The organism is Centipeda noxia ATCC 43541 (assembly GCF_000160555.1).
In the GTDB taxonomy this organism is placed as follows: Bacteria; Bacillota; Negativicutes; order Selenomonadales; family Selenomonadaceae; genus Centipeda; species Centipeda noxia.
In genome coordinates, this window is record NZ_GG749279.1 from 1 (window position 1) to 25,214 (window position 25,214).

The window sequence follows — 25,214 nt, forward strand, 5'->3', positions numbered from 1 at the left end:
ACAAGCACTCATAATGCGGTGATGATGCCTGAACGGAACCACCTGTTCCCATTCCGAACACAGCAGTTAAGCGTTCAGAGGCCGAGGGTACTTCGCTGGAGACGGCGCGGGAGACTAGGTAGTTGCCGCTCAAGGGACTCGTGAATCGCGTGGTTCACGAGTTTCTTTATAAAATTTTATAATGGCGGCTTTGGTGAAGTGGTTAACACACTGGATTGTGGCTCCAGCATGCATGGGTTCGATCCCCATAAGTCGCCCCATTAGGGGTATAGCTCAATTGGTAGAGCAACGGTCTCCAAAACCGTAGGTTGTGAGTTCAAGTCTTACTGCCCCTGCCATTGAGATCAACCGTATCGAAAACGATACGGTCTTTTTGTGCCTGCTTATCTTCTTTTGCTTGTCAAATACGGTATAATGGTGTAGAATGACAAAAACATGATGAGCAATGTTTTGCTAAGGTTTTAAGGAGGAGATATATCCATGAAGAGATTCGTCCAGATGGCGCTTGTTCTATGCCTTACATTATTTGCTGTGCAGGCAGGTGCGTCCGCCTACTCTGATAAGGTGACGCTGCCGGAAGGTGCTGTCATCACGAATGTCAATCGTCTTGCCGTTGGGGCTCCTCTCTATGTTCAGGTCGAAGATACCGCGCCCTCACTTGAGATTCTGACACAGGTCGTTTCAGATGCGAGCCGTGTGACCCGAGCTAATATTGTGACCTATGATGCGGTTGCAAGCGGTATTCAGGCGAGCAAGGGGATCGATATCAAAGCTCTTCCGCGCCGTGAGGCAGCAAAGGAATTCAAGGATAATGTCGCATCGTTCGCAGATGCCTACATTATCTTGACGGTTGCAAACAACAGCCGTACGACGTTCTTTTTCGATGTTTATCGCGCGGGCTCAAATGAACTTCTTTATACCTACGAGATTCGTGCAAATAAGTCGGACGGAAATACGGTGGCAACGTTCTCAGCGCTCTCGGAGCAATTCTATAAGAGTTGGCAGCGTTCGGTGGAAGCTCAGAATAAGAGCAAATAATCAGCAAAACGGAGCTCTCACTATGTGGGGGCTCTTTTTGTATGCATGGAAGTGGAATTTATAGCATCTGCTCATAATAATTGTTGACAAAGACGGCGTGCTATAATAAGATAGACACGCTATCTTTTTGGAACGGGTATTTAGGGAGGCACATTTAATATATGACGACGAATGAAAAGCTGCGTAATATCGCAATTATTGCCCATGTTGATCACGGTAAGACCACATTGGTGGATGCGATGCTGCGTCAGAGCCATGTGTTCCGCTCGAATGAACAGGTCGGTGAGCGCGTGATGGACTCGGGTGATATCGAGCGTGAGCGCGGTATTACGATACTCTCGAAAAATACGGCAATTCTCTACGACGGGATCAAGATTAATATTGTGGATACGCCTGGGCATGCAGATTTTGGCGGTGAGGTGGAGCGTGTTCTCAATATGGTAGACGGCGTCCTCCTGCTCGTCGACGCATTTGAGGGGCCGATGCCCCAGACTAAGTACGTCCTGCGTAAGGCCCTTGAGCAGAAACTCAAGCCGATTGTGGTCATCAATAAAATCGACCGCCCCGATCAGCGCGTGGACGATGTCTATGATGAAGTCCTTGAACTCTTCATGGAGCTCGATGCAGACGACGATCAGCTCGATTTCCCTGTGATCTATGCAACAGCACGCGACGGTATTGCAAAGTTTGAGATGGAGGACCAGAACGACAATCTTGAGCCTCTGATGCAGACGATTGTCAAGGAAATTCCGGCGCCGCAGGGGGATCTGGATGGTCCTCTGCAGATGATGGTGACAACGCTGGAGGCAGACGACTATGTGGGGCGCGTGGCGATTGGCCGTATTATCCGCGGCTCTGTCCGCCCAAATCAGAATGTGGTCGTTATCAGCGGTGATCATGAGACAAAGGCAAAAGTCGGCAAGGTTTATGTCTATCAAGGTCTCAAGCGTGTCGATGCAGATGTGGCAGGCATGGGCGAGATTGTCGCTTTGACAGGCCTTGGCGATGTGAGTATCGGCTATACGGTAGCGGATGCGGAAAATCCGGAGGCGCTGCCGACGATTAATATCGATGAGCCGACGCTTTCCATGACATTCGGCGTCAATACGAGTCCCTTTGCAGGACGCGAGGGCCAGTTTGTGACATCGCGGCATCTGCGCGATCGCCTCTTCAAGGAGATTGAGACGAATGTGGCAATGCATGTCGAGGAGACGGACTCTGCGGATGTGTTCAAGGTTTCGGGACGCGGTGAGCTGCATCTCTCGATTTTGATTGAGCAGATGCGCCGCGAAGGATATGAGCTGCAGGTCGGAAAGCCGGAGGTTGTCTATAAGACGATCAATGGACAGAAGTGCGAGCCGATGGAGAATCTGACGGTCGAGGTGCCGCAGGAATACATGGGGGCTGTCATGGAGGCGCTCGGCACGCGTAAGGCGGAACTGTCGAATATGACGGAGCTCTCGGGTTATATTCGCATGGAGTTCTTCATTCCGGCCCGCGGGCTGATCGGGTTTCGCTCGGAGCTCCTCACGAGCACGAAGGGAAACGGCATCATGAATCATATCTTTCACGGATATGTGCCGTACAAGGGGGATATGAGCGGCCGTTCACACGGATCTCTGGTTGCGTTTGAGCAGGGCGAGACGACAGGCTACGGCATTTTCTCTCTGCAGGATCGCGGGACGATGTTTATCTCACCGGGGCAGCAGGTTTATGAGGGGATGATCGTAGGCGAAAACGCACGCGACATCGATATGGATATCAATCCGTGCAAGAAGAAGAACGTCACGAATATGCGTACGTCTGCTTCGGATGAAGCGATTCGCCTTACCCCGCCGCGCATTCTGAGCTTGGAGCAGGCGCTCGAGTACATCAATGACGATGAGTTGGTTGAAGTAACCCCGGAAAACATCCGCCTGCGCAAAGCGATTCTCGATCGTACGGCACGCGGGCGCGCGGCAAAAAATGCTCGAAAATAAGTCGAATTTCGAAGAAAATGCAGATATTTCTTGGAAAATAATAAGTTTAGCCGTGAAGCGCTTGCATTTCTGAAAGAAATATGATAGTATGTCTGCATTAGTAAAAATGAGGACCTGTCACTAATTTTTGATGACGGTAAATTTATGGAGGAAGGAAGAGGTAAATGGGTGCGAATTCATTCTTTTCACGCGTGAAGGATATGGTCTCACACGTGGTGGACTCATTTATACCGATTGCCGAGGAAGAGGAGTATGAAGCAGATCTGCACGAAGAACAGAATGCGCAGCAGGTAGCTGCGCGCACAGAACGTGCAGCAGTCTCCGAGCGCCGTGTCGCCAATGGCGGGACAGTAGCGTTCTCTGCACTTGGCTATGGCAGTTCTTTCTCGACGGTGCGTACGTCTTTAACCGGAGACGGCGGGACGCCGCTGACAGTTCATACGACAAAGGTCGCTGAACTCAAGGTTCGTATTCACCGCCCGCGCCGTTATGATGATGCGGCTCCAGCTGTTGTTCAGCTCAAGCGGGGGATTGCTGTCGCGGTCAACTTCGACTGCCTGAACGATGCAGAGCGGCGTCGTGTCTGTGATTTTCTGAACGGCGCCTGTTATGTGCTCCATGGAACGGCACGCGTGGTATCGAGTACGATCATCTTCTACGCACCGAAAGGTGTGGATGTGACTGAGACGATGGCTGCGGCAATTTAACTCTGTTCATTTCGACGTAAATCAGGAAATGGAGAGCCGATGTGCTCTCTATTTTTGTGCAATTTTTTTTGCGGGCATTGTTTTGTGTGTGTTCTTATGCTATAATATCCCGCAGTGTGAAAAAGCACGCGCTTCCGATAGCCGTTCTGTGCCGTGTTCTGCGGTGGTACGGCGGATGAGGAACGCGGAAGAACAACAGGAGGTATTTTCAATGGCAGTGATTTCTATGAAGCAGCTTCTGGAGGCAGGCGTCCATTTCGGACATCAGACGCGCCGCTGGAACCCGAAGATGGCGCGTTACATCTTCACGGAGCGCAACGGTATCTATATCATCGATCTGCAGAAGACGGTGCGCAAGGTGGACGAGGCGTATAACTTTCTCCGCAGCGTTGCGCAGGAAGGCAAGTCTGTTCTCTTCATCGGAACGAAGAAACAGGCGCAGGAGGCGATCCGCGAGGAGGCTCTGCGTGCAAATATGTTCTATGTCAATGAGCGCTGGCTCGGCGGCATGATGACGAACTTCCAGACGATTCAGCGCCGCATTCATCGCCTCAAGACGCTCGAGGAGATGGAGGAGAACGGGACATTCGACCTGCTGACGAAGAAAGAGGTGCAGGGGCTGCGCCACGAGAAGGAGAAACTCGAGCGCTATCTGGGCGGAATTAAGGATATGAACCGTCTGCCGGGCGCGCTCTTCGTCGTTGATCCGCGCAAGGAGCGCATTGCAGTTGCTGAGGCACGCAAACTGAACATCCCAATTGTTGCGATCGTCGATACGAACTGCGATCCGGATGAGATCGACTATGTGATTCCCGGAAATGACGATGCCATCCGTGCGGTAAAACTTCTTACAGGCTGCATGGCGGATGCTGTGCTCGAAGGCAGTCAGGGGGGAGCTTCGGAAGAAGCTGCCGCTGAGTAAAAGAATTTTTGAGGGGTAAGGGACTGTTATCCCTTGCCCTTTTTTCGTGAAAATATATCTTTGGGAGGAATGATCATGGCAATTACAGCTGCAATGGTAAAGGAACTGCGTGAGCGCACAGGCGCGGGGATGATGGACTGCAAGAAAGCACTTGCAGAAACCAACGGTGATATGAAGGCGGCAATCGACTATCTGCGTGAGAAGGGCATCGCAAAGGCGGAAAAAAAGGCAGGCCGCATCGCGGCTGAGGGTGCTGTGACGGCATATCTTTCTGCAGATGCAAAGGCTGGCGCTATCGTCGAGATCAACTGCGAGACGGATTTTGCTGCAGGAAACGAGCAGTTCCGCGCGCTGAGCGCAAAGATCGCAAAGCACATCGCTGAGACGAATCCTGTGGATCTGGATGCGCTGAATGCGAGCACGCTTGACGGCAAGGAGGTTGCCGCTCTCATTACAGAGGCGACTGCGACGATCGGCGAGAAGATTTCACTGCGCCGTTTTGCGCGCTATGAGGGGGCAGGGCGCGTTGCGACCTATATCCATATGGGCGGAAAGATCGGCGTCCTCGTGGAGCTCTCGGGCGGAGATGAACAGCTTGGCAAGGATATCGCGATGCAGATCGCGGCGGCAGCACCGATTGCGGTTGACCGCTCGGGCGTGACGGCAGATGATATCGAGCATGAGAAGGAAGTACTGCGCAAGCAGGCACTTGAAGAAGGTAAGCCCGAGAAGATCGTGGAGAAGATGGTCGAAGGGCGCATCAATAAGTTTTACGAAGAGGTCTGTCTGCTTGAGCAGAAGTTTGTAAAGGATCCTGAGCAGAAAGTTTCCGCCGTGCTCGGTTCGGTTGGGGTGAAGAGGTTTACGCGTTTCCAGCTGGGCGAGGGCATTGAGAAGAAGCAGGAAGATTTCGCTGCTGAGGTTGCCGCACAGATGCAGTAAGAACAGAAGAAGAAGGGGCTGTTATGCGGGGCATATTTTTGCCTCGCATAGCGCCCCTTTTTTGCAGACAGACAGCGTAAAGTATGCTATAATGGCGCAAAGAACAAACAGGAGGAGTCATCGTGGAAGCGAAATATCGCCGTGTCGTTTTGAAGCTCAGCGGAGAAGCTCTGGCGGGAGATCAGGGCTTTGGCATCAATCCCGCTGTTGTTGAGGATATTGCCACACAGATCAAGAGAGTGCGGGATCACGGGATTGATGTCGCGATCGTGGTCGGAGGCGGCAATATATGGCGCGGTCTTGCAGGAAGCGCCAAAGGAATGGATCGAACGACTGCGGATTATATGGGCATGATGGCAACGGTGATGAATGCGCTTGCACTGCAGGATGCACTGGAAAATCAGGATGTCGATACGCGCGTGCAGAGCGCGATCGAGATGCGTCAGGTTGCCGAACCTTATATTCGCCGCCGTGCAATCCGTCACATGGAGAAGGGGCGCGTTGTGATCTTTGGTGCGGGGACGGGCAATCCGTATTTCTCAACGGATACAACGGCAGCGCTCCGCGCGGCAGAGATTGAGGCGGATGTGATCCTCATGGCAAAGAAGGGAACAGACGGCATCTATGATGCCGATCCGAACAAGAACCCCGATGCAAAGCGTTTTGAAACGCTGAGTTATATTGATATCCTTCAGAAAGGACTTGCCGTTATGGACGCTACGGCGACAAGTCTCTGCATGGAAAACAAGATCCCAATTGTGGTGTTTAATATTGACGATCATGCGAATATTGCGCGTGCATCGTTCGGCGAACCGATTGGAACAACCGTAGGAGGCGAAGCAGTATGATCAAGGAGATTTTATCGAAACACGAAGAAAGCATGAACAAGGCGATTGACGTGCTTCGCCGGGAGTTCTCATCCCTGCGGGCGGGGCGTGCGACGCCGAACCTGCTGGATAAGGTGATGGTGCCGTACTATGGGACGCCGACGTCGGTGAACCAGCTGGCCAAGGTAACGGTGCCGGAACCTCATATGATCGTCATTACGCCATGGGAGAAAGAGATTCTGCACGATATTGAGATTGCAATCTCCAAGTCAGATCTCGGGCTCTCACCGAATTCGGACGGTACGGTGATTCGTCTGGCTGTTCCGCAGCCGACGCAGGAGCGCCGCAAGGAGCTCATTAAAACGGTCGGCAAGAAGACGGAGGAGGCAAAGGTTGCCCTGCGCAATATCCGCCGCGATGCAAATGAGGCAATCAAGAAGCTCGAAAAGGATAAGGAGATCAACGAGGATGAGTCCAAGCGCGGTCAGGACTCCGTGCAGAAGCTTGTTGATAAATTTGTGAAGCAGATGGAAGAAATGCGCGCATCAAAAGAAAAAGAGGTCATGGAGATTTGACGCCGGAACTCTTTTTAGCATATCCGTGGGATACTGCCAGGAATGCGCTTGAAGCGGAAGGGATCTCTTATGCGGCGGAGAAGACGCATTCTCCGCGCAATTTCTTTCCCGTTGACGAAGCAGAACTCTATGTTATCCGAATGCACCAGCACAGCGGAGAATGCACGGTTACGCTCGTATCCTCTCCGATGCGGAGTGCGTCGGTCGCCGCGTATGAAGAGGACTTTCCCGCTGAGCGGGCGTGACCCCTTTCGGTAAACGCCGGAGGGGTGTTTTGGTCGAATATCGGAGCGATGCCGGTGCAGAGGAGGACGGAAGGGATAACGATGTGGAGAAAGATATTTGGCGGCGGGAAGAACGCGTCTGTACTCTCTGAGAGGACGGATCCGTCTGACTTCATGCTTGACCGCACAAGTATGCCGCGCCATGTCGCTATCGTCATGGACGGGAATGGACGCTGGGCAAAGGCGCAGGGACGTTCGCGCTCGGCAGGCCATGAAGCCGGGGCACATACGCTCAAGCGTATTGTGCGCGCGGCTTCGGATATGGGGATTGAGGTCCTTACGGTCTATGCGTTTTCCACTGAAAATTGGAAGCGGCCGAAGATTGAGGTCGATTTCCTTCTGAACCTGTTTGATTCCTTCCTTACGAAGGAGATTGCGGAGATGCACGCGGAAAACGTGCGTATCAGCTTCATCGGGCGCCGTGATCGATTTACGGATCGTTTTCTGCGCCGCATGCAGGAAGCGGAAGAGCGTACGGCGGACAATACCGGCATTCATTTTAACTTGGCTGCGAATTACGGCAGTCAGGATGAGATCCTGCGCGCTGCGCGTACGCTTGCTGAACGCGCAGCGGCGGGGGAGATCACCGCTGAGGAAATCGACGAGGAGATTTTTTCCCATGCGCTTGATACGGCGGGAGATCCTCCTGTCGATCTCTTCATTCGTACGAGCGGCGATCTCAGGCTCAGCAATTTCCTTCTCTGGCAGTCTGCCTACGCGGAACTTTACTTTACCGATACGTATTGGCCGGACTTTACGCCGGAAGAATTTGCACGCGCCATTGAGGATTTTGCAGGACGGAGCCGCCGGTTCGGCGGGCTGTCTGCAGAAGGATAAATGGGAGGCTGTTTTTGATTACACGTATGATTTCCGGAATCGTCGGCATTGGCATCTCTGCATATGTCATTCAGCGGGGAGGAACGACGTTTTCCATTGCTGCGGCAGTGCTTGCTGTGCTTGCATGGTTTGAATTTACACGCGCCTTTTCGCGCCGCGGGGGAAATCCTGCACTTTTTTCAGGTTTGCTCGGCATCGGAGGAATGCTCTACGGTGCCTATACGGGGCAGCTGGATATGATCCTGCTGGCCGTTACGGCTTCTTCTCTGCTTGCGCTGCTGACGTCGGTTTTGCTTCGCGGCGACGTATCAGTGCCGGACGCGTGTATTTCCGTCGCCGGAATCTGTTACATCGGACTCCCGTTTGCCCACCTCATCATGCTGCGCTATCTTTCGGGCGGTACGTATGTGACGCCGATTGAGACGTTCGATCTTGGAACGGCAATGGTCTGGGTTATGTTTATTGGAACATGGGCAAGCGACAGCTTTGCATATTTTACAGGAAATACGGTCGGATCGCATAAGCTCGCGCCAGCGATCAGTCCGAACAAGACCATTGAGGGATTTTTCGGAGGGCTTATTGGTACGACAGTGACTGTTGCAGGTATTGGATACCTCCTGCATATGCCGCTGCCTCAGATGGCGGGCCTCGGAGCGGCAATCGCCGTGCTCGGTACGCTTGGCGATCTCGTGGAGTCCATGATGAAGCGCCATACGGGAATCAAGGATTCGGGGGCGATTATTCCAGGACACGGCGGCATCTGGGATCGCTTTGACAGCGTGCTTTTTACTGCGCCGCTTGTCTATTACTATACGATATATTTTGTACTTCGATAAAAAGGAGTTCGGATGCTAGAAAAAATTGTCGCGACAATATTTGTCTTTGGGCTGCTTGTCTTTGTACATGAGCTCGGGCATTTTATTACAGCAAAGCTGACCGGCATGCGCGTAGATGAATTCGCGATCGGCTTCGGACCGCGCCTCGTACGCTTTCGCTATGGGGAGACGGTCTATTCGATCCGTGTTGTTCCGCTTGGCGGGTTCAACGATATTGCGGGAATGACGCCGGATGACAACGATGCAGGCGAGCGCGGCTACTGCCGCAAACCGATTCTCTCGCGCATGATTGTGATCCTTGCGGGTTCAGCGATGAACTTTATCCTGCCGATTGTTCTCTTCTTCGGCATCTTTTTCTTTGCCGGCGTGCAGACGCCGAATCCGCAGCCGATTATCGGCACAGTGCTCGTGGGGAATCCTGCGGCAGAGGCAGGTCTCATGGCAAATGACCGTGTTATCGCCATCGATGGTCAGCCCGTTGAAACGTGGCAGGAAATGGTAGATGCCATCCGCTTAAACCACGGCAATGTCCCGATGACGATGCAGGTGGATCGTGCGGGAAAAGAACTCACGGTGAGCGTGATGCCGCACTACGATGCGGCGCAGCAGCGCGGCTATATCGGCATCGTGAATGCCTATGAGAGCAGTTATCCCGGCCTTTTCCAGTCGATCTCCATGGCACTTGAGCGGACGGGAATGATCATCATGATGATGTTCGACGCACTCTATCGTATCATTCTCGAACTCTCGGGATCGGAGCTCGCGGGACCAATCGGCGTTGCACAGATGGCAGGCGAGGTTGCAGAGATGGGGATTGTGCCGCTGCTGAACTTTGCAGCTCTCCTCAGTCTCAACCTTGCGATTATCAATCTGCTGCCCGTGCCGGCACTTGACGGAGGGCATTTCCTGACGCTCTGCGTCGAGGCCGTGCGCGGCAAGCCGCTGAGCCCCAAAGTCATGCATTATATCCAAAACGCGGGGGTTGGGCTGATCATTCTGCTCATGCTGCTCGCGATGAAGAATGACGTTGTCCGTATCTTTGCAGGAGGCTGACCCTCTCTATGCCAATTTATGAACGCCGCAAAACGCGGCAAATTCATATCGGAGCAATTCCCATCGGAGGCGGCGCGCCCATTTCCGTGCAGTCCATGTGCAATACAAAGACAACGGATACGGAGGCGACCGTACAGCAGATTCGTGAGCTCGCAGCGGCGGGATGCGATATCGTGCGTCTTGCGGTCCCCGATATGGAGGCGGCAAAGAATCTCGGCAATATCATTCGGCAGGTGAAAACACCCCTCGTTGCCGATATTCATTTTGATTATAAGCTCGCGCTTGAGGCAATGGCACAGGGGATTTCCGCTCTGCGCATCAACCCCGGGAACATCGGAGGAACGGAGCGTGTCAAAAAGGTCGTGGCGGCGGCACGCGAGGGCGGGATTCCCATCCGCATTGGCGTTAATGCAGGGTCGCTCGATCATAAGATCCTCACGAAATACGGCGGCATTACGGCGGAGGCGCTCGTCGCTTCCGCGATGGAGCACGTACGTGTGCTCGAAGAGCTGGATTTCTACGATATGAAAATCTCCCTCAAGGCGCACGACGTTCCGCTGACCCTTGCGGCATACCGTTTGATGAGCGAGCGGGTGGACTATCCGCTGCATCTCGGCATCACGGAGGCCGGCACAGCAGGAACTGGCATCATCAAGTCCTCGGTCGGCGTGGGTGCTCTGCTGGCCGAGGGCATCGGCGATACAATCCGGATCTCGCTGACGGGGGATCCTGTGGTCGAGGTACGTACGGCGAATGAGATTCTAAAGGCACTTGGCCTAAAGGAATACGGACCGACCCTCGTGGCATGTCCAACCTGCGGGCGTACGAGCATCAATCTCGTAGAGATTGCCGAGAAGGTTGAAGAGCGCCTGCGCAGCATGGAGGAGCCGATTGAAGTCGCTGTCATGGGCTGTGTCGTTAACGGCCCAGGCGAGGCACGCGGTGCGGATGTCGGCATTGCTGGCGGAAACGGCGAGGGGCTCATCTTCCGTAAGGGCGAGGTTGTCCGCAAGGTAAAGGAAGAAGATTTGCTTTCCGAACTGTTTCGGGAAATTGATGCGATATTGGAGGAACGCAAAACGTCATGAGAGCTACGAATCTGTATGCGCCCACACTCAGAAACACGCCCGCGGAGGCGGAGATCGCAAGCCATAGGCTCATGTATCGCGCGGGACTGATCCGCAAGTCTGCCGGCGGGATGTATACCTATCTCCCGCTCGCATGGCGTACGATCCGAAAGATCGAGGAGATCATCCGCGCGGAGATGGAGGCGGTCGGCGGACAGGAGATTATGATGCCGATTCTCCAGCCGTCCGAGCTTTGGGAGGAGAGCGGCCGCTGGGGCGCATACGGCGCCGAGATGATCCGCATCAAGGACCGCCATGACCGCGAGTTCTGCATGGGGCCGACTCATGAGGAGATGATTACGGCACTCGTGCGTGATGAACTGCGCTCGTATAAGCAGCTGCCGGTTTTGCTCTATCAGATTCAGGATAAATTCCGCGACGAGCGGCGTCCGCGTTTCGGCATCATGCGCAGCCGTGAGTTTATTATGCAGGATCTTTATTCCTTTGACGAAGATATTGAAGGAATGAACGAGTCCTACCGTAAGATGTATGCGGCGTATTCGAACATTTTTACGCGCTGCGGCCTCGATTTCCGTGTCGTGGAGGCAGACAGCGGCGCGATCGGCGGAGGGCGCTCCGAGGAGTTTACGGTGCTTGCGCCCGAGGGTGAGTCGCGCATCGCTTGCTGTGATGCATGCAGCTATGCGGCAAGTGATGAAAAAGCAGCGCTGCGCCCGATCAATGCGCCTGCAGAGACAGAGCTTCCGCTCGAGAAAGTGGCGACTCCCGGTACGCATACGATTGCGTTGCTTGCGGAATATCTGAAGATTCCCGTGGAAAAGACGATTAAGGCGGTCGCCTATCAGACAGAGGACGATTCGCTCATCCTCGCGTTCCTGCGCGGCGATCATGAGGTCAATGAGACCAAGCTTGCGAATGCCGTCCCGGGGGCGCGTGACCTGCGTATGGCGGACGAAGCTGCCATACGAGCGGCGGGCGGCTCTCCGGGCTTCATGAGCCCAATCGGCATACGGAAGGGGACACATATCGTGGTCGATGAGACGGCAATGCGCATGCACAATGCCGTCTCGGGGGCGAACGAAGCAGATTTCCACTTCCTAAATGTCAATCCGAAGCGTGACTTCGGCGAGGTGACGGTTGCAGATATCCGTCTCGTAGCGGAGGGCGATGAGTGCCCTGTCTGCGGAGGCGGGCATCTTCATATCAGCCGCGGCATCGAGGCGGGACAGATCTTTGCACTCGGTACGAAGTACAGCGAGGCGATGGATGCGACCTTTCTCGACGCTGCGGGCAAGGCGCAGCCGCTGCAGATGGGCTGCTATGGAATCGGTGTCGGACGCACAATGGCTGCGGCGATCGAGCAGAACCATGATGACAGCGGGATTATCTGGCCGCGCGCAATTGCGCCGTATGAGGTTGTGGTCGTTGCCGTCAATGCGAAGGTTCCTGAGCAGCTTGCCTATGCTGAGGAGGTCTATGAGGAACTCCGCGCGGCCGGGGTCGATGCGCTGCTCGATGATCGCCGCGAGCGCGCAGGCGTGAAGTTCAACGACTGCGATCTGATCGGTTACCCTGTGCGCATTGCAGTCGGGCCCAAGACGATCGAGAGCGGGAGCATTGAGGTCAAATTGCGCCGAACAGGTGAGCTTGTGAACTTTGCACGTGATACGTATCTGAAGGGCGTGCAGGATATGCTCGCGGCACTTTGACCGGATCGCGCATATTGAAAAGAATGCATGTTATTGCTATAATAAGACCGTAGATATAATCTGTATCAGCGTTGGAGGTGGTCACTATGTTTCGCCCATTGCCGTTTAATTTGAAAGAGAATGCCGAGAAAGGGCAGGAGATACTGGGGAAGGCGCTCGAATCCGTAATGGAGCATTCCTTCAATCCGCTCGACAAGGTCGGCGGCATGTTCTTCCCGTTCCGTGTCGATGTGGTCGACTGTGAGAACTGCTACGAGCTCTTTGCCGAACTTCCAGGGTTCTCGAAGGATGCCATCGAGGTTTCCTATAACGAGGACGGCCGCCTCAAGATCAAGGCAGAACGCGCGGCATCGGATTTTGCCGAGGCGAAGTTCCTCTGCCGCGAGCGCAAAGCGGGAACATTCGAGCGCTCATTTCTCATCGACGATGTGGATGAGTCGGGCGTATCTGTCTCCTATGATGCGGGGATTCTCCATGTGATTCTGCCGAAGCTTGCGGTGAAAAAATCTTGTCGGGTTTTTACGATTCAGTGAGAGAGATGTAGGGATATGTATGACGGGGAGGGCAATTTATGACGGAAGACCGTGATTGGGAGCTTTTTAAGCAGAAGCTCAAGGCGAAGACGGAGATTGATCTCGACCTTTACAAAGAGCCGCAGATGAAGCGCCGCATCAACAATCTGATCACGCGCGCGGGCTATAAGGGCTGCGTAGAATATTTCGATCATGTCTGCGAGGATAAGGATGATTTCGCGGCGTTCATTGAGTATCTGACGATCAATGTGTCGGAGTTCTTTCGTACGCCGGAGAAGTTCAGCAAACTTGAGACAGATGTTATCCCCGATCTTTTAAAGCGATCTTCCAAACTCAATATTTGGAGTGCGGGCTGTTCCATCGGGGCAGAGCCGTATTCCCTCGCCATTATCATGAAGGAGATGACGCCCGGAACGCGCCATCGTATTTTGGCATCCGATCTCGATGTTGAGATTCTGGCAAAGGCAAAGCGCGGCGTCTATACAGCGGATGAGATCAAAAGCATGGCGCCGGATCGCCGCCGCAAGTATTTCGAAGAAGACGGGGATCACTTCGCTGTAAAACCAGAGATCAAGAGTATGATCGAGTTCAAGCGGCACAATCTCCTGCAGGATAAGTTCGAGACGGGATTTGACTTGATCCTCTGCCGCAACGTTGTTATCTATTTCACAGACGAGGCAAAGGATCAGCTCTATCGACATTTCTTTGAGGCGCTGAAGCCCGGCGGTATCCTCTTTGTCGGCGCGACGGAGTCCATTCTGAACTTCCGCAAGATGGGGTATACGAGCTTTCAGCCGTTTTTCTATCAGCGGCCGCTTGAACCATGAGCGGAGCAGCGCTGCTCGCGCAGGAAGAGCGCTTGGCACTCCTCCTGCGCGAAATCAAGTGGGCGGAGGAAAAGACCGCCCTTTACCGCACGGCATTCGCGCGTGCAGGCGTCAGCCATGCATCTGTAACGTGCTTTTCCGATATGACGCGGCTGCCGTTTTTGGAGTACTCAGAGGAAGAGGGGGCAGATGCCCCTTTTTTCATGCTTACGCTTCCTCTGTCCGGTATCCTTCGCCTGAGTATTCTGCGGGATACGGCCCAATGCAGCGGGAGGATTCACTGTTATACGCAGGGAGATGTCGCACGGCAGGTGCGGACGGCGGCAGATATGCTCGCCGCGTGTGGGGTGAATCGTGCGAGTACCGCACTTCTCACAGGTGATTTTGATGACAGCCGGGTACTCGATCTGCAGTATGCACTCGAGACGATCGGGGCGACTGTCTTGCCGTGCGAGAGCGCAAACTGCACCGCCGCTGCGCAGTTGCTGCGGGCCGCAGTGCCCGATACCGTCATCGCATGGGAACATGATTTGCCCGCGCTTGCGGACGTTATGGGCGATCTTTGCACAAACCGCATCATTACGATCAGCACTCGTATCGCTGCAGGTAATTCTGCAAAAAAAATGGCAGAGAGAATGGGCAGACGGCACGCACATATCTTTACGCTGGCGCAAATGGGAGCATTGATCGGATACCGCTGTGCAGAGAATGAAGGGATTCATCTCGAGGAGCGCCTCTTTTTTGCCGAAGTTATTGATGCGGTGGGGGGCAGCTCGACAGCGGACGGCGCAGCAGGGGAGCTTGTGCTCACCACGATTGCAGCAGAGGCGATGCCTGTCCTTCGGTATCGTACCGGGCTGCATGTACGTCTTGCGCGTGGCGAATGCGCCTGCGGCAGCACGCAGCTGCGCATAGTAGAGGAGTGAAAACGTGGCAGATGATCAATTGATTGCAGCACTCGACGTGCATACGAGATCGGAGGCAGAGGTGCTCGTGCAGCGCCTTGGCGAGAGCGTCGGGTATTATAAAGTCGGTATGGAACTCTTCTATGCGCTCGGCGGAGATATGGTTTTATGGCTGAAGAATGAGGGGAAGAGAGTATTCCTCGATCTGAAGCTCCATGATATTCCCAATACGGTGGGAAACGGGCTCTGTTCGCTCCTGCGGCTCCGACCGGATATCCTAAATGTGCATACGGCAGGCGGACTGCGCATGATGAAGGCAGGTGCAGAAGCGCTGCATCGTGAGGCAGAGGCACAGGGCATCCCCTGCCCAAAGCTGATTGGCGTGACGGTGCTCACGAGCATGGATGCAGAGGATTGGCGCGGGCTCGGTCATACGGGGACAATTGCAGATGCGGTTCTCAGACGTGCGCAGCTCGCACAGGAGGCAGGCCTCGACGGTGTGGTCGCATCGCCCGCTGAGACACTGGAGATTCGGCGTACTTGCGGCGATGATTTTCTGATTGTGACGCCCGGAATCCGTCCCGCAGGTGTGGGCAATGATGATCAGCGGCGGGTGATGACGCCGGCCGGAGCAATTCGTGCGGGGGCTTCGCAGATTGTTGTCGGGCGTGCCATTTCAGGTGCGCCGGATCCGCGCGCGGCGGCAGAACTGATTTTGAAGGAGATGGAGGAAGCGTTATGACACAGGAGGAAGTGCGCGCACTGCTCGTTGAGACGGGTGCCATTATGGACGGGCATTTTTTGCTGACCTCTGGTCTGCACAGCCCGCATTACGTAGAGAAATTCAATGTGCTGCAGCATCCGCAGTATACGCAGCAGCTTTGTGAGGCGACGGCTGAGCGCTACAGGGATGCGGGCATTGAGACGGTAGTCGGCCCCGTGACGGGCGGCATTCTGCTTGCGCATGAGACGGGCAAGGCGCTTGGGACACGCGCGATTTTCACGGAGCGCGTGGACGGAAATATGACGTTTCGGCGCGGCTTTTCCCTGCGCCCGGGCGAGCGTGTGCTGATTGTCGAGGACATCGTGACGACGGGCGGCTCGATCAAGGAGGTCATCGAGGTCGTGAAGGAGGCGGGCGCGATTCCCGTTGCGGTCGCGATGCTCGTTGACCGCAGCGGCGGCAAGGCACAGTTCGGCGACGTTCCCGCATCGGCGCTCCTCACGATGGATGTCGAGACCTATACGCCCGAGGCATGTCCGCTCTGCGCCGCGGGCATTCCCATGACGAAGCGCGGACGCACGGGAAAGTAAGAGGCACGCTCGATGGCACAGGCTTTTACAGAGAAAATTGACGCAGTGCTTGCGGAGTCTTCTGTGCTCGATGAACTCCCTGCTGAAATCGAAGGCTTTGTCCTCTCAAAGGAGCGGCAGGTGAGCGAGGGACAGTACGATTTCTTTTGCTACGATCACGCGGCAAAGCACCGTGCCGTTGTCGGCTTTTATGACGCATCGACAGCCTCGTACAAGCTGCGCGTCGAGATCGGCGTTGTGAGCTTTGCCCTGGCGTCCTTTATCTATGGAGATTTTGTGACATTCGGACGCGAGCTGACACGCAATCTGCCGCGCGTGATGGCGGGGCTTCACGCGGATACACTCACGACACAGGAACTTCTGCCCGTGCGCGAAAGTCTCGAAAAATGGGCGTACGGGAAGGAGCTGCCGGAGGAAATTGAGGGCTATACGCTCTTTGTTCGTCCGTCTGCGCCTGCAGAGCTCACGAACGGTTCCTTCCTCATCATTGACTATGTGGATTTTTCGCGGAGAAATGACGTCGGCATCTATTACAACTGTTATCGCAATGAGTTCTTCGGCGAGTATCATGCGGCGGGGATGCCGTATGTGAGCTATTCGTTTGATGCAGAAAGTCTTGAGGAATTGGAGCAGCGGCTGAAGCTGCACCTCGTACGTTATCTGCGTGAGGCAAGCGCGCAGTCGGAGTTGGAAACGAACGGAAAGTGAGGGCGTTTTGCAGAGGGGCGAACTAGGCGCGCTGCGCGCTGATGTAATCAATCGAGCGTGTGGGGCGTTCGCGCATATAGACGAAGTTGCGGAGATCAATACAAAGAAGGTGCTGGACGCCATGCGTGCATGCCGTATCTCAGACGCCCATTTCAGCGTGAGCTTCGGCTATGCATACAGCGATCTCGGACGCGAGAAGCTCGATGAGCTTTATGCCCGCGTCTTTGGTGCGGAACGTGCACTCGTGCGGACACAGTTCGTCTCGGGGACACACGCACTCGCAGCGGTGCTGTTCGGCATCCTGCGCCCCGGCGATCAGCTCGTCTCGATCACGGGGGCGCCCTACGATACGATGCAGACGGTCATCGGCTGGGCACATGAAAGCGTCGGCTCGCTCAAAGAGTTTGGCGTGGGCTATGACGAACTGCCCATGCGGGACGGGCGTGTTGATCTGGATGGGATCGACCGCATTGTGACGGCACAGACAAAAATGGCTCTCGTTCAGCGTTCGCGTGGCTACAGCGAGCGCGAGCCGCTCAGTATCGAAGATATCCGCACGGTCAGCGCGCGCATCAAGGCGGCAAATCCGAACTGCATCGTATTCGTCGATAACTGCTACGGCGAATTCGTGGATCGGATGGAGCCGACGGAAGTCCCCACGGTTGATATCATCGCGGGTTCGCTGATCAAGAATCCGGGCGGCGGCCTTGCACCGACGGGCGGCTATATTGCGGGGCGCAGCGATCTTGTGGAGGCGGCCTCTTATCGTCTGACGGCTCCCGGCATGGGGGATGAACTTGGTGCGAGTCTCGTCTCGAACCGTCTCCTCTATCAGGGACTATTCCTTGCGCCTCATGTGGTGGCGCAGGCGCTCAAGGGAGTGGTGTTTGCTGCCGGGATCTTCGAGGGGATCGGGTGTCGTACGTTCCCGCGCTTTACGGATGTGCGCAGCGACATCATTCAGGCGATCGTGCTCGGAGATGCAGATCGTATGAAAGCATTTGCGCGTGCGATTCAGGCAATGTCGCCTGTGGATTCGTTTGCCGCGCCGGAGCCGTGGGATATGCCGGGCTATGCCGATCAGATCATCATGGCGGCGGGGACATTCGTGCAGGGGGCGTCGATCGAGCTGAGCGCGGACGGGCCGATGCGTGAGCCGTACTGCATCTATCTGCAGGGCGGGCTGACGTTCGAGCATGCGGCACTCGGTGTGATGGCTGCTGCGGAAGCAGTTCGATGATGGTTGCTTCGTGTGTTTGGTGCGTGTCCCTCGCGAACACTTAGCTGTACAAGTGATCCGTGCTTGTACGCTTATGCCGATGAATTTTAAACGCGCTTCACTTGAACGATAAAAATTGTCGGGGCGTGCCGCGCGCTACACTCATTTGCTTCACTAGAGGGCACTTAGGGACGATACATCTCTCATCATAGGATTGCTTCCTATTGGTGGGGGATTTTTATTTTACAAGCAAGTTCAGTTTTTCGGATATTTTTACAGATTTGTGGATATTCTTTTGCTGTTTCTTTTTGTATACTATAAATAATCAGACGAATAGAGGGCGAAAGGATTCGATGCTGTCCGAAATAAGATGTCATTTTGGAGGGGATTATATGAGCGTAGCGATTCACATCGAGAATGCCGTAAAAAAATACGGTGATCTCACGATCATTCCAGGGCTCACAGAACATATCCACAACGGTGAGTTCTTCACACTACTTGGCCCTTCGGGATGTGGAAAGACAACGCTCCTGCGCATGATTGCGGGGTTTAACAGCATTGAGGGCGGCGATATCCTATTCAACGACCGGCGTATCAACGACATCCCTGCACATAAGCGCAATATCGGCATGGTGTTCCAGAGCTACGCGATCTTCCCGCATCTGACGGTGCGTCAGAATGTGGAGTATGGACTCAAGCTGCGCGATGTGCCGAAATCGGAGATGAAGGAGAAAGTCGACCGCATTCTCGATGTCGTGCAGATTACGGACTATCAGGACCGGCTGCCCGAGCGCCTTTCGGGCGGACAGCAGCAGCGCGTTGCGCTCGCACGTGCAATTGTCATTCATCCGAGTGTGCTGCTGATGGATGAGCCTCTGTCAAATCTTGACGCAAAGCTGCGCGTCGAGATGCGCTCGGCTATCCGCGCCGTGCAGAAGAAGGTCGGCATTACGACGGTCTACGTTACGCATGATCAGGAGGAGGCACTTTCCATCTCTGATCGTATTGCGGTTATGAACAAAGGGGAGATTCAGCAGACTGCACGTCCTCAGACGATCTATGAGCGCCCTTGGAATATTTTCGTCTCGACGTTTATCGGACATTCGAACCTCTTCTTCGGGCGTGTGAAGAAATCCGACGATCAGGCGGGCGTTGTCTTTCGCGACGGTTTCGAGATGCCGATGGAGAACCTCAGTCCAGAGGCGGAGGACGGGATGGAGGTTGTGATCTCCGTGCGTCCGGAGGAGCTGTCTATACAGGAAGACGGCCTCCCGTGCAAAGTGCAGACAAAGGTGTTCCTCGGAAAATATATCAACTATAGTTTGGGGTTCTCTGACGATATGATTCTGCCGCATCAGGCGTCAATTGAGTTCTCACAGGACCTCGGCCACGCGACCCGGCAGCTCGAGGTCGGAGATACGGTTCGCCTGCGGCCCAATGCACGCAAGGTCAACATCTTCACTGCAGACGGCGCACGCAATATCCTGAAGGACGTGGTGCGTTATGAATAAAGTAAATTTACGCTGGGATTTTTGGACGGGCGTTACCATACTCTCCATCGTGGTATTCGGACTCTTCCTGATCTATCCACTCTTTTCGCTTTTTATTTCGGCATTTCAGGATGCCGTGACAGGGGCGTTCACCCTCGAGCATTTTACGCATTTCTTTGAGCGAAAATACTATTACCAGTCGATGATCAACAGCTTCAGCGTTACAGCGTGCGTAACGGTGCTCGCCATCGTGATCGGCACGGCGCTTGCTTACTTCATGACGCTGTACCGCGTGCGCTTTAAGAGCGCGCTTGAGATCTGCATCATCATTTCGCTGCTTTCGCCGCCCTTTATCGGTGCATATTCGTGGATCCTCATCGGCGGACGAAGCGGCATTCTCACCCAATGGCTGCAGGAGACATTTCAGTATGAGTTCCCGTCCATCTATGGTTTTACAGGCATCCTGCTCGTCCTGACGCTCAAGCTCTATCCGTTCATCTACCTCTATGCGGCGGGCGCGATGAAGAATATCGACGCGGCGCTGATTGAGGCGGCGGAGAGCCTCGGCTGCAGCGGAGTCCGCAAGGTAGTGACAGTCATCGTGCCGCTTATCACACCAACGATCCTTGCGGGCGCACTCATGGTGTTTATGAACGCGATGGCGGATTTTGGAACGCCGATGCTGATTGGCGAGGGGTTCAACGTCATGCCGGTCATGATCTACTCGGAGTTCATCAACGAGGTCGGCGATCAGGCGAATTTTGCGGCGGCAATGGCAGCGATTATGGTTGTCATCACCTCGACGATCTTTCTCCTGCAAAAGTATGTCGTGAGCCGCAAGTCGTTCACAATGAGTTCGCTTCGTCCTATTGAGGTGAAAGAGATGAAGGGCGCGGGAAATGTCCTTATGCACGCTCTCATCTATCTCCTTGTCGCCGTTTCTATGATCCCGCAGCTCGTCGTTATCTATACCTCGTTTCTGGAGACGCGGGGTGCGGTCTTTACCGGCGGTTATTCCTTCGATAGCTATACGACGATCTTCAGCAGTCTCGGTACGGCGATCTCGAATACCTATCTCTTCAGTACGACGGCGATTCTCGCCATTGTCTTCCTCGGAATGACGGTTGCCTACCTTACAACGCGGCGCAAAAGCATACTCACAGACATCATCGACACGCTGACGATGTTCCCGTATATCATCCCAGGCTCGGTGCTGGGCATCACGCTTCTCCTCGCGTTCAATGAGGAGCCGCTGCTCCTCTCGGGAACGGCGCTCATCATCATCATCTCGCTCATCATACGACGCCTGCCCTATACGCTGCGATCGAGCTCGGCGATTCTCTATCAGATCAGCCCGAGCATTGAGGAGGCGTCGATCAGTCTCGGTGCATCGCCGCTCAAGACCTTCTTCAAGGTGACGGCGATCATGATGCTCCCCGGCGTCATGAGCGGCGCGATCCTCTCGTGGATCACGGCGATCAATGAGCTCAGTTCCTCAGTCATCCTGTTTACGGGAGCAACGAAGACGATGTCGGTCGCGATCTATACGGAGGTTATCCGCGCCAGCTACGGTACAGCGGCCGCCCTTTCGACGATCCTCACACTCACGACAATCGCTGCGATGGTGATCTTCTTCAGGGTCTCGGGCAGCAAGGATGTAACGCTCTGATATTTCCCTCGGGTCCTCAGGCGAAAGCCTTTGTTATAGATAGCAATTCTGTCAAAGGAGGTTTTCTCATGAAGTTCAAGAAAACATTTGCCGTCCTTGCGGCATCTCTGCTGCTCGGCGGCGCGCTCGCCGGCTGCGGCGGAGGAGAGAAGAAGGCGGCGGAGGCGGATGACAATCAACTCGTCATCTACTGTCCGCATCCGCTGAGCTTTATCAATCCGCTCGTCGAGGAGTTTGAGAAACAGAGCGGTGTGAAGGTTGAGGTTATCGCGGCAGGCACGGGTGAGCTCCTCAAGCGCGTCGAGTCCGAAAAGGCGAATCCGCTCGGCGATATCTTCTGGGGCGGTTCGCTTAACACGATGAAGCCGAAGGCAGATCTCTTTGAGAACTACACTTCGGTGAACGAGGATCATATCCAGGCCGCGTTCAAGAATGTCGAGGGACCGATGACGCGCTTTACGGATATCCCGAGTGTCATCATGGTCAACACGAATCTCCTCGGCGATGTAAAAGTCGAGGGCTATGAGGACTTGCTGAACCCTGCGCTCAAAGGAAAGATCGCGTTTGCTGATCCGTCGAAATCCTCCTCGTCCTATGAGCATCTTATCAACATGCTCTATGCAATGGGGAACGGGGATCCTGACAAGGGCTGGGACTATGTGGAAAAATTCTGCCGCAATCTCGACGGCAAGCTGCTTTCCGGATCGTCTGCGGTCTATAAAGGCGTTGCAGACGGTGAGTATGCGGTTGGCCTGACCTTTGAGGAGGGCGGCGCAAAGTACGTTGCAGACGGTGCCCCAGTGAGACTTGTCTACATGAAGGAGGGCGTCATCTCCAAGCCGGACGGCATCTATATCATCAAGAACGCAAAGCATATGGCGAATGCGAAGAAGTTCATCGACTTCATCACGAGTAAGGAAGCACAGAGCATTATCACCTCCTCGCTCCATCGCCGCTCGGTGCGTGACGATGTAGATCCGCCGGTTGGTCTCCTGCCGAAGGATCAGATCAAGATCATCGACGATGAGGAGCAGGTAGTCGAGAAGAACAAGAAGGCATGGCTCGATAAGTTCAAGGATATCTTTACGAGTGTGCAGTAATATTTGTGCCGCGTAATGCAGGATACCGGAAGGAGAGAATCCTTCTGGTATTTTGTATGAATTGATATTCTGTTATAATAGAGTCGAAAGTCATCGAATTTCACGAAAAGGAGGCGCGTATGCGGCGGTTCCAAGACGAAGTGCGAAGCGCACTTATGAAGTATGCGCTTGTTCCGGGCTTTCTCATAACGTTGATCTGTATTCTGCTTGCGGGAATCTACTGGGATCGAAATGTGGCAGCACGCACAGAGGAGGAGGCACGGACCGCAGGCGACATCTTTACGGAGCTGACGCGGGACTATGAGGCGCGTGCAGCAGCGATTGCCAAGAACGGCATCGGAGGACTGCACGGGGGCGGAGAAGAACGCCGCATGTCCTTTGAGCGCATCTATGCGGAGCTGAATCTGCATGGTGCACTTCCGGACTTCTATCTGCTTGATGCAGAGCGCCGCATCCTCTTTCAGACGAAATCCGATGTTCCGGCATATCTCTCGCTGCCGCCGCTGCAATGGGGCGTGTTCTCGCGCATGAATGCGCGGACGGGCTGTATTGAGGAATTTGTTCCGCACAGTGATCGGGAGTGGGACTATATTGTCGGTCAGGCGATCCGCGCATCTTCGTCCGGCGCAGAGACCAGAACCACCCGGGAACAGACGGCGGAGGGCTACGCGGTCTTTGTAGTATCAATGCGTGAGCTCGAGAAACGCCTCCAGACGGGCGAGAAGATTCACTTTGTCATTGCTGACAGCGAGGGCCGTGCTCCGTTTTCTACAATGACGACCTTCCGCGACTCCGTATTTCATAAACTCGCGCCGGAGCTGACGGATGCGCATGGGCTCGTTGAGGTAGACGGGCAGCGCTTTTATGCAGCGCAGGAGCCCGTGCTTGACGGGAAATTCACAGTTTATGCACTCCTTCCTGTCGGCAGCCGTATCGCGCAGTTTGCAACCGGGGCGGTGATCCTCCTCGCTGTATTTCTGCTCATGATTCCTTTGATCTTCCTCAGTGTGCGGCGTGAGACGGCGGAGAAAACAAGGGCGATGGATGAACTCGTCGACGCCTTCCGTGCAGTTCGGCACGGGAACCTTGACCGCACGCTCACGATTCGTACAGGGAATGAGTTCGAGGAGATTGCGGGCGAATACAACCGTATGGTGCAGAGCCTCGTCCGTCTCATAAAGGAGAATGAAGCAGAGGCGCGCGCAGGGGTGATTTCCGAACTGCGGCAGCTTGAGTCGCAGTTCAATCCGCATTTTCTCTTCAACACGCTTGAGAATATTAAGTTCATGACGAAGCTTGAACCTGACGCAGCAGTGCGCATGATTACGGCGCTTTCGGCGCTCCTGCGCTACAGTATTGACAACCGCGTACAGCGCGTTCCGCTGGCGGAGGATATTCGCCATCTCGAAAATTACATTGAGATTCAGCGCCAGCGTTTCGGTGCGCGCTTGGATTACCGGCAGTGCATCGACGAGGAGGCAAAGAACTGCCTCGTTCCCAAGCTTTTGCTGCAGCCCGTCGTGGAGAATGCCGTTCACTATGGCGCGGATGCGGAGGGAAATATCCGCATTTGTACGCATGTTTCCATTGCGGACGATCAGCTGTGTATTGTCATCAAAGATGCAGGGCCCGGCATGGGGGCGGAGACGCTTTGCCATCTGCGCACCATGATGGAACGCAGGGAGAACAATTCTGTTCATACGGGAATCTATAATATTCACCGACGCATCCAGCTCCTCTATGGCAGCGCATACGGCGTGCAGATTTCAACGCCGAAGGGGGGCGGTACGCTCGTTGAAATGGTGCTTCCGGTGAAGCGCGGGAAGGGAGATGAGGATGATGCGGCGTATTCTCATCGTTGAGGACGAAGAGATCATTCGCCAGGGGCTTGTCTGTACGATCGACTGGCTCAGCATGGACTGCGTTGTCGTAGGCGATGCGCCCGACGGCAAGGCAGGGCTGGAACTTTTGCGCAGAGAACGCCCGGACATCCTGCTGACGGATATTCGGATGCCGCGCATGGATGGGATTGAGATGGCGGAGCATGCGCGTGCAGAGGGAATCCTGCCGCATCTTGTTTTCCTGACGAGCTACGCGGAGTTTGGATATGCGAAGAAAGCGATCGAACTGCGGGCAGTGGACTATCTGCTGAAGCCGGTGGATGAAAAGGAACTCGCCGCACTCATGCAGCGGCTTGCCGGTGAGGAGCAGGCGCGCGGGGCGGAGGAATCCCCGATGGATCGTATTGACTGGCGGCATTACTTTGAGGATGATGCGCTTAACCCCTATGTGCGGCATGCAATGGAGCGTATTCGGAGAGACTACCGCGAAAAGCTCAGCATCGAGCTCCTCGCCGAGGAGGCGGGTGTCAGCGCCAGTTATCTGAGTCGTAAATTCAAGGAAGCCGCCGGACAGACTTTCCTCGAACTTTTGACGCGGGAGCGCCTGCAGAGGGCAATGTCTCAGCTTGCCTCGGGCAAGTATCGTGTCTATGAGGTTGCCGAGGAAAATGGCTTCGGCGATTATAAAAATTTTTGTACGGCATTCAAAAAATACACGAAGAGTTCGCCGCGTGAGTTTATGCAAAATCCAAAAGGTATCGCGCAGCGGCGGGACGAAGAGTAAAAAAAGTCTCCTCAGGCAATCGCCTGG

The 25,214-nt window shown here is 54.7% G+C and carries 24 protein-coding genes, 2 tRNA genes and 1 rRNA gene; all 27 read left to right on the top strand.

Annotation, left to right across the window (positions count from 1 at the left end):
- Positions 1-14: 14 nt before the first annotated feature.
- Positions 15-131, top strand: a 5S ribosomal RNA gene (rrf, locus tag HMPREF7545_RS01440).
- A 53-nt stretch (positions 132-184) separates the two neighbouring features.
- A tRNA-His gene (locus HMPREF7545_RS01445) sits at positions 185-260 on the top strand.
- A gap of 2 nt (positions 261-262) precedes the next feature.
- Positions 263-338, top strand: a tRNA-Trp gene (locus HMPREF7545_RS01450).
- Between the two features lie 142 nt (positions 339-480).
- The gene (locus tag HMPREF7545_RS01455; RefSeq protein WP_006693885.1) at positions 481-1,038 is read left to right on the top strand and encodes a hypothetical protein; all 558 of its coding nucleotides are present in this window, start codon (positions 481-483) and stop codon (positions 1,036-1,038) included.
- Between the two features lie 161 nt (positions 1,039-1,199).
- Positions 1,200-3,017 carry a translational GTPase TypA gene (gene typA, locus HMPREF7545_RS01460; protein WP_006693886.1) on the top strand — a complete coding sequence of 606 codons (1,818 nt, stop codon included), beginning with the start codon at positions 1,200-1,202 and terminating at the stop codon, positions 3,015-3,017.
- Between the two features lie 164 nt (positions 3,018-3,181).
- The gene (locus tag HMPREF7545_RS01465) at positions 3,182-3,724 is read left to right on the top strand and encodes a cell division protein SepF (protein ID WP_006693887.1); all 543 of its coding nucleotides are present in this window, start codon (positions 3,182-3,184) and stop codon (positions 3,722-3,724) included.
- A 211-nt stretch (positions 3,725-3,935) separates the two neighbouring features.
- The gene (rpsB, locus tag HMPREF7545_RS01470; protein WP_006696419.1) at positions 3,936-4,646 is read left to right on the top strand and encodes a 30S ribosomal protein S2; all 711 of its coding nucleotides are present in this window, start codon (positions 3,936-3,938) and stop codon (positions 4,644-4,646) included.
- Positions 4,647-4,721: 75 nt separating this feature from the next.
- Positions 4,722-5,588 carry a translation elongation factor Ts gene (gene tsf / locus HMPREF7545_RS01475; RefSeq protein ID WP_006696418.1) on the top strand — a complete coding sequence of 289 codons (867 nt, stop codon included), beginning with the start codon at positions 4,722-4,724 and terminating at the stop codon, positions 5,586-5,588.
- 122 nt (positions 5,589-5,710) lie between these two features.
- Complete coding sequence (gene pyrH, locus HMPREF7545_RS01480) at positions 5,711-6,436, top strand: UMP kinase (RefSeq protein ID WP_006693890.1); 726 nt, start codon at positions 5,711-5,713, stop codon at positions 6,434-6,436.
- Entirely contained in the window at positions 6,433-6,990 is a 558-nt protein-coding gene (frr, locus tag HMPREF7545_RS01485) for a ribosome recycling factor (RefSeq protein ID WP_006693891.1), read from the top strand. The genes pyrH and frr overlap by 4 nt, the downstream gene beginning before the upstream one ends.
- Before the next feature lie 326 nt (positions 6,991-7,316).
- Positions 7,317-8,111, top strand: a complete 795-nt coding sequence (uppS, locus tag HMPREF7545_RS01495; protein WP_040571110.1) for an undecaprenyl pyrophosphate synthase — start codon at positions 7,317-7,319, stop codon at positions 8,109-8,111.
- A 14-nt stretch (positions 8,112-8,125) separates the two neighbouring features.
- Positions 8,126-8,947, top strand: a complete 822-nt coding sequence (locus HMPREF7545_RS01500) for a phosphatidate cytidylyltransferase (RefSeq protein WP_040571111.1) — start codon at positions 8,126-8,128, stop codon at positions 8,945-8,947.
- A gap of 12 nt (positions 8,948-8,959) precedes the next feature.
- A complete protein-coding gene (rseP, locus tag HMPREF7545_RS01505) occupies positions 8,960-10,000 on the top strand; it encodes an RIP metalloprotease RseP (protein WP_006693895.1) in 1,041 nt (346 codons plus the stop codon).
- Positions 10,001-10,008: 8 nt separating this feature from the next.
- Entirely contained in the window at positions 10,009-11,088 is a 1,080-nt protein-coding gene (ispG, locus tag HMPREF7545_RS01510; protein ID WP_006693896.1) for a flavodoxin-dependent (E)-4-hydroxy-3-methylbut-2-enyl-diphosphate synthase, read from the top strand.
- A complete protein-coding gene (locus HMPREF7545_RS01515) occupies positions 11,085-12,797 on the top strand; it encodes a proline--tRNA ligase (RefSeq protein ID WP_006693897.1) in 1,713 nt (570 codons plus the stop codon). The genes ispG and HMPREF7545_RS01515 overlap by 4 nt, the downstream gene beginning before the upstream one ends.
- A gap of 86 nt (positions 12,798-12,883) precedes the next feature.
- On the top strand, positions 12,884-13,330 hold the full coding sequence (locus HMPREF7545_RS01520) for an Hsp20 family protein (RefSeq protein ID WP_006693898.1): 447 nt from the start codon (positions 12,884-12,886) through the stop codon (positions 13,328-13,330).
- A gap of 38 nt (positions 13,331-13,368) precedes the next feature.
- Entirely contained in the window at positions 13,369-14,157 is a 789-nt protein-coding gene (locus tag HMPREF7545_RS01525) for a CheR family methyltransferase (RefSeq protein ID WP_006693899.1), read from the top strand.
- Complete coding sequence (locus HMPREF7545_RS01530; RefSeq protein WP_006693900.1) at positions 14,154-15,083, top strand: phenylacetate--CoA ligase family protein; 930 nt, start codon at positions 14,154-14,156, stop codon at positions 15,081-15,083. Before HMPREF7545_RS01525 ends, HMPREF7545_RS01530 begins: the two co-directional genes overlap by 4 nt.
- Positions 15,084-15,087: 4 nt before the next feature.
- Entirely contained in the window at positions 15,088-15,804 is a 717-nt protein-coding gene (pyrF, locus tag HMPREF7545_RS01535; protein WP_006693901.1) for an orotidine-5'-phosphate decarboxylase, read from the top strand.
- Complete coding sequence (gene pyrE / locus HMPREF7545_RS01540) at positions 15,801-16,376, top strand: orotate phosphoribosyltransferase (protein WP_006693902.1); 576 nt, start codon at positions 15,801-15,803, stop codon at positions 16,374-16,376. The genes pyrF and pyrE overlap by 4 nt, the downstream gene beginning before the upstream one ends.
- Before the next feature lie 12 nt (positions 16,377-16,388).
- Positions 16,389-17,084 carry a hypothetical protein gene (locus HMPREF7545_RS01545; protein WP_006693903.1) on the top strand — a complete coding sequence of 232 codons (696 nt, stop codon included), beginning with the start codon at positions 16,389-16,391 and terminating at the stop codon, positions 17,082-17,084.
- Positions 17,085-17,091: 7 nt separating this feature from the next.
- Entirely contained in the window at positions 17,092-18,324 is a 1,233-nt protein-coding gene (locus HMPREF7545_RS01550) for a methionine gamma-lyase family protein (RefSeq protein ID WP_006693904.1), read from the top strand.
- Between the two features lie 371 nt (positions 18,325-18,695).
- Positions 18,696-19,814 carry an ABC transporter ATP-binding protein gene (locus tag HMPREF7545_RS01555; RefSeq protein ID WP_006693905.1) on the top strand — a complete coding sequence of 373 codons (1,119 nt, stop codon included), beginning with the start codon at positions 18,696-18,698 and terminating at the stop codon, positions 19,812-19,814.
- A complete protein-coding gene (locus tag HMPREF7545_RS01560; protein WP_006693906.1) occupies positions 19,807-21,462 on the top strand; it encodes an ABC transporter permease in 1,656 nt (551 codons plus the stop codon). Before HMPREF7545_RS01555 ends, HMPREF7545_RS01560 begins: the two co-directional genes overlap by 8 nt.
- Before the next feature lie 68 nt (positions 21,463-21,530).
- Complete coding sequence (locus tag HMPREF7545_RS01565) at positions 21,531-22,562, top strand: ABC transporter substrate-binding protein (protein WP_006693907.1); 1,032 nt, start codon at positions 21,531-21,533, stop codon at positions 22,560-22,562.
- 119 nt (positions 22,563-22,681) lie between these two features.
- Positions 22,682-24,424, top strand: a complete 1,743-nt coding sequence (locus tag HMPREF7545_RS01570) for a sensor histidine kinase (RefSeq protein WP_006693908.1) — start codon at positions 22,682-22,684, stop codon at positions 24,422-24,424.
- The gene (locus tag HMPREF7545_RS01575) at positions 24,402-25,187 is read left to right on the top strand and encodes a response regulator transcription factor (protein ID WP_040571175.1); all 786 of its coding nucleotides are present in this window, start codon (positions 24,402-24,404) and stop codon (positions 25,185-25,187) included. The genes HMPREF7545_RS01570 and HMPREF7545_RS01575 overlap by 23 nt, the downstream gene beginning before the upstream one ends.
- Positions 25,188-25,214: the final 27 nt, after the last annotated feature.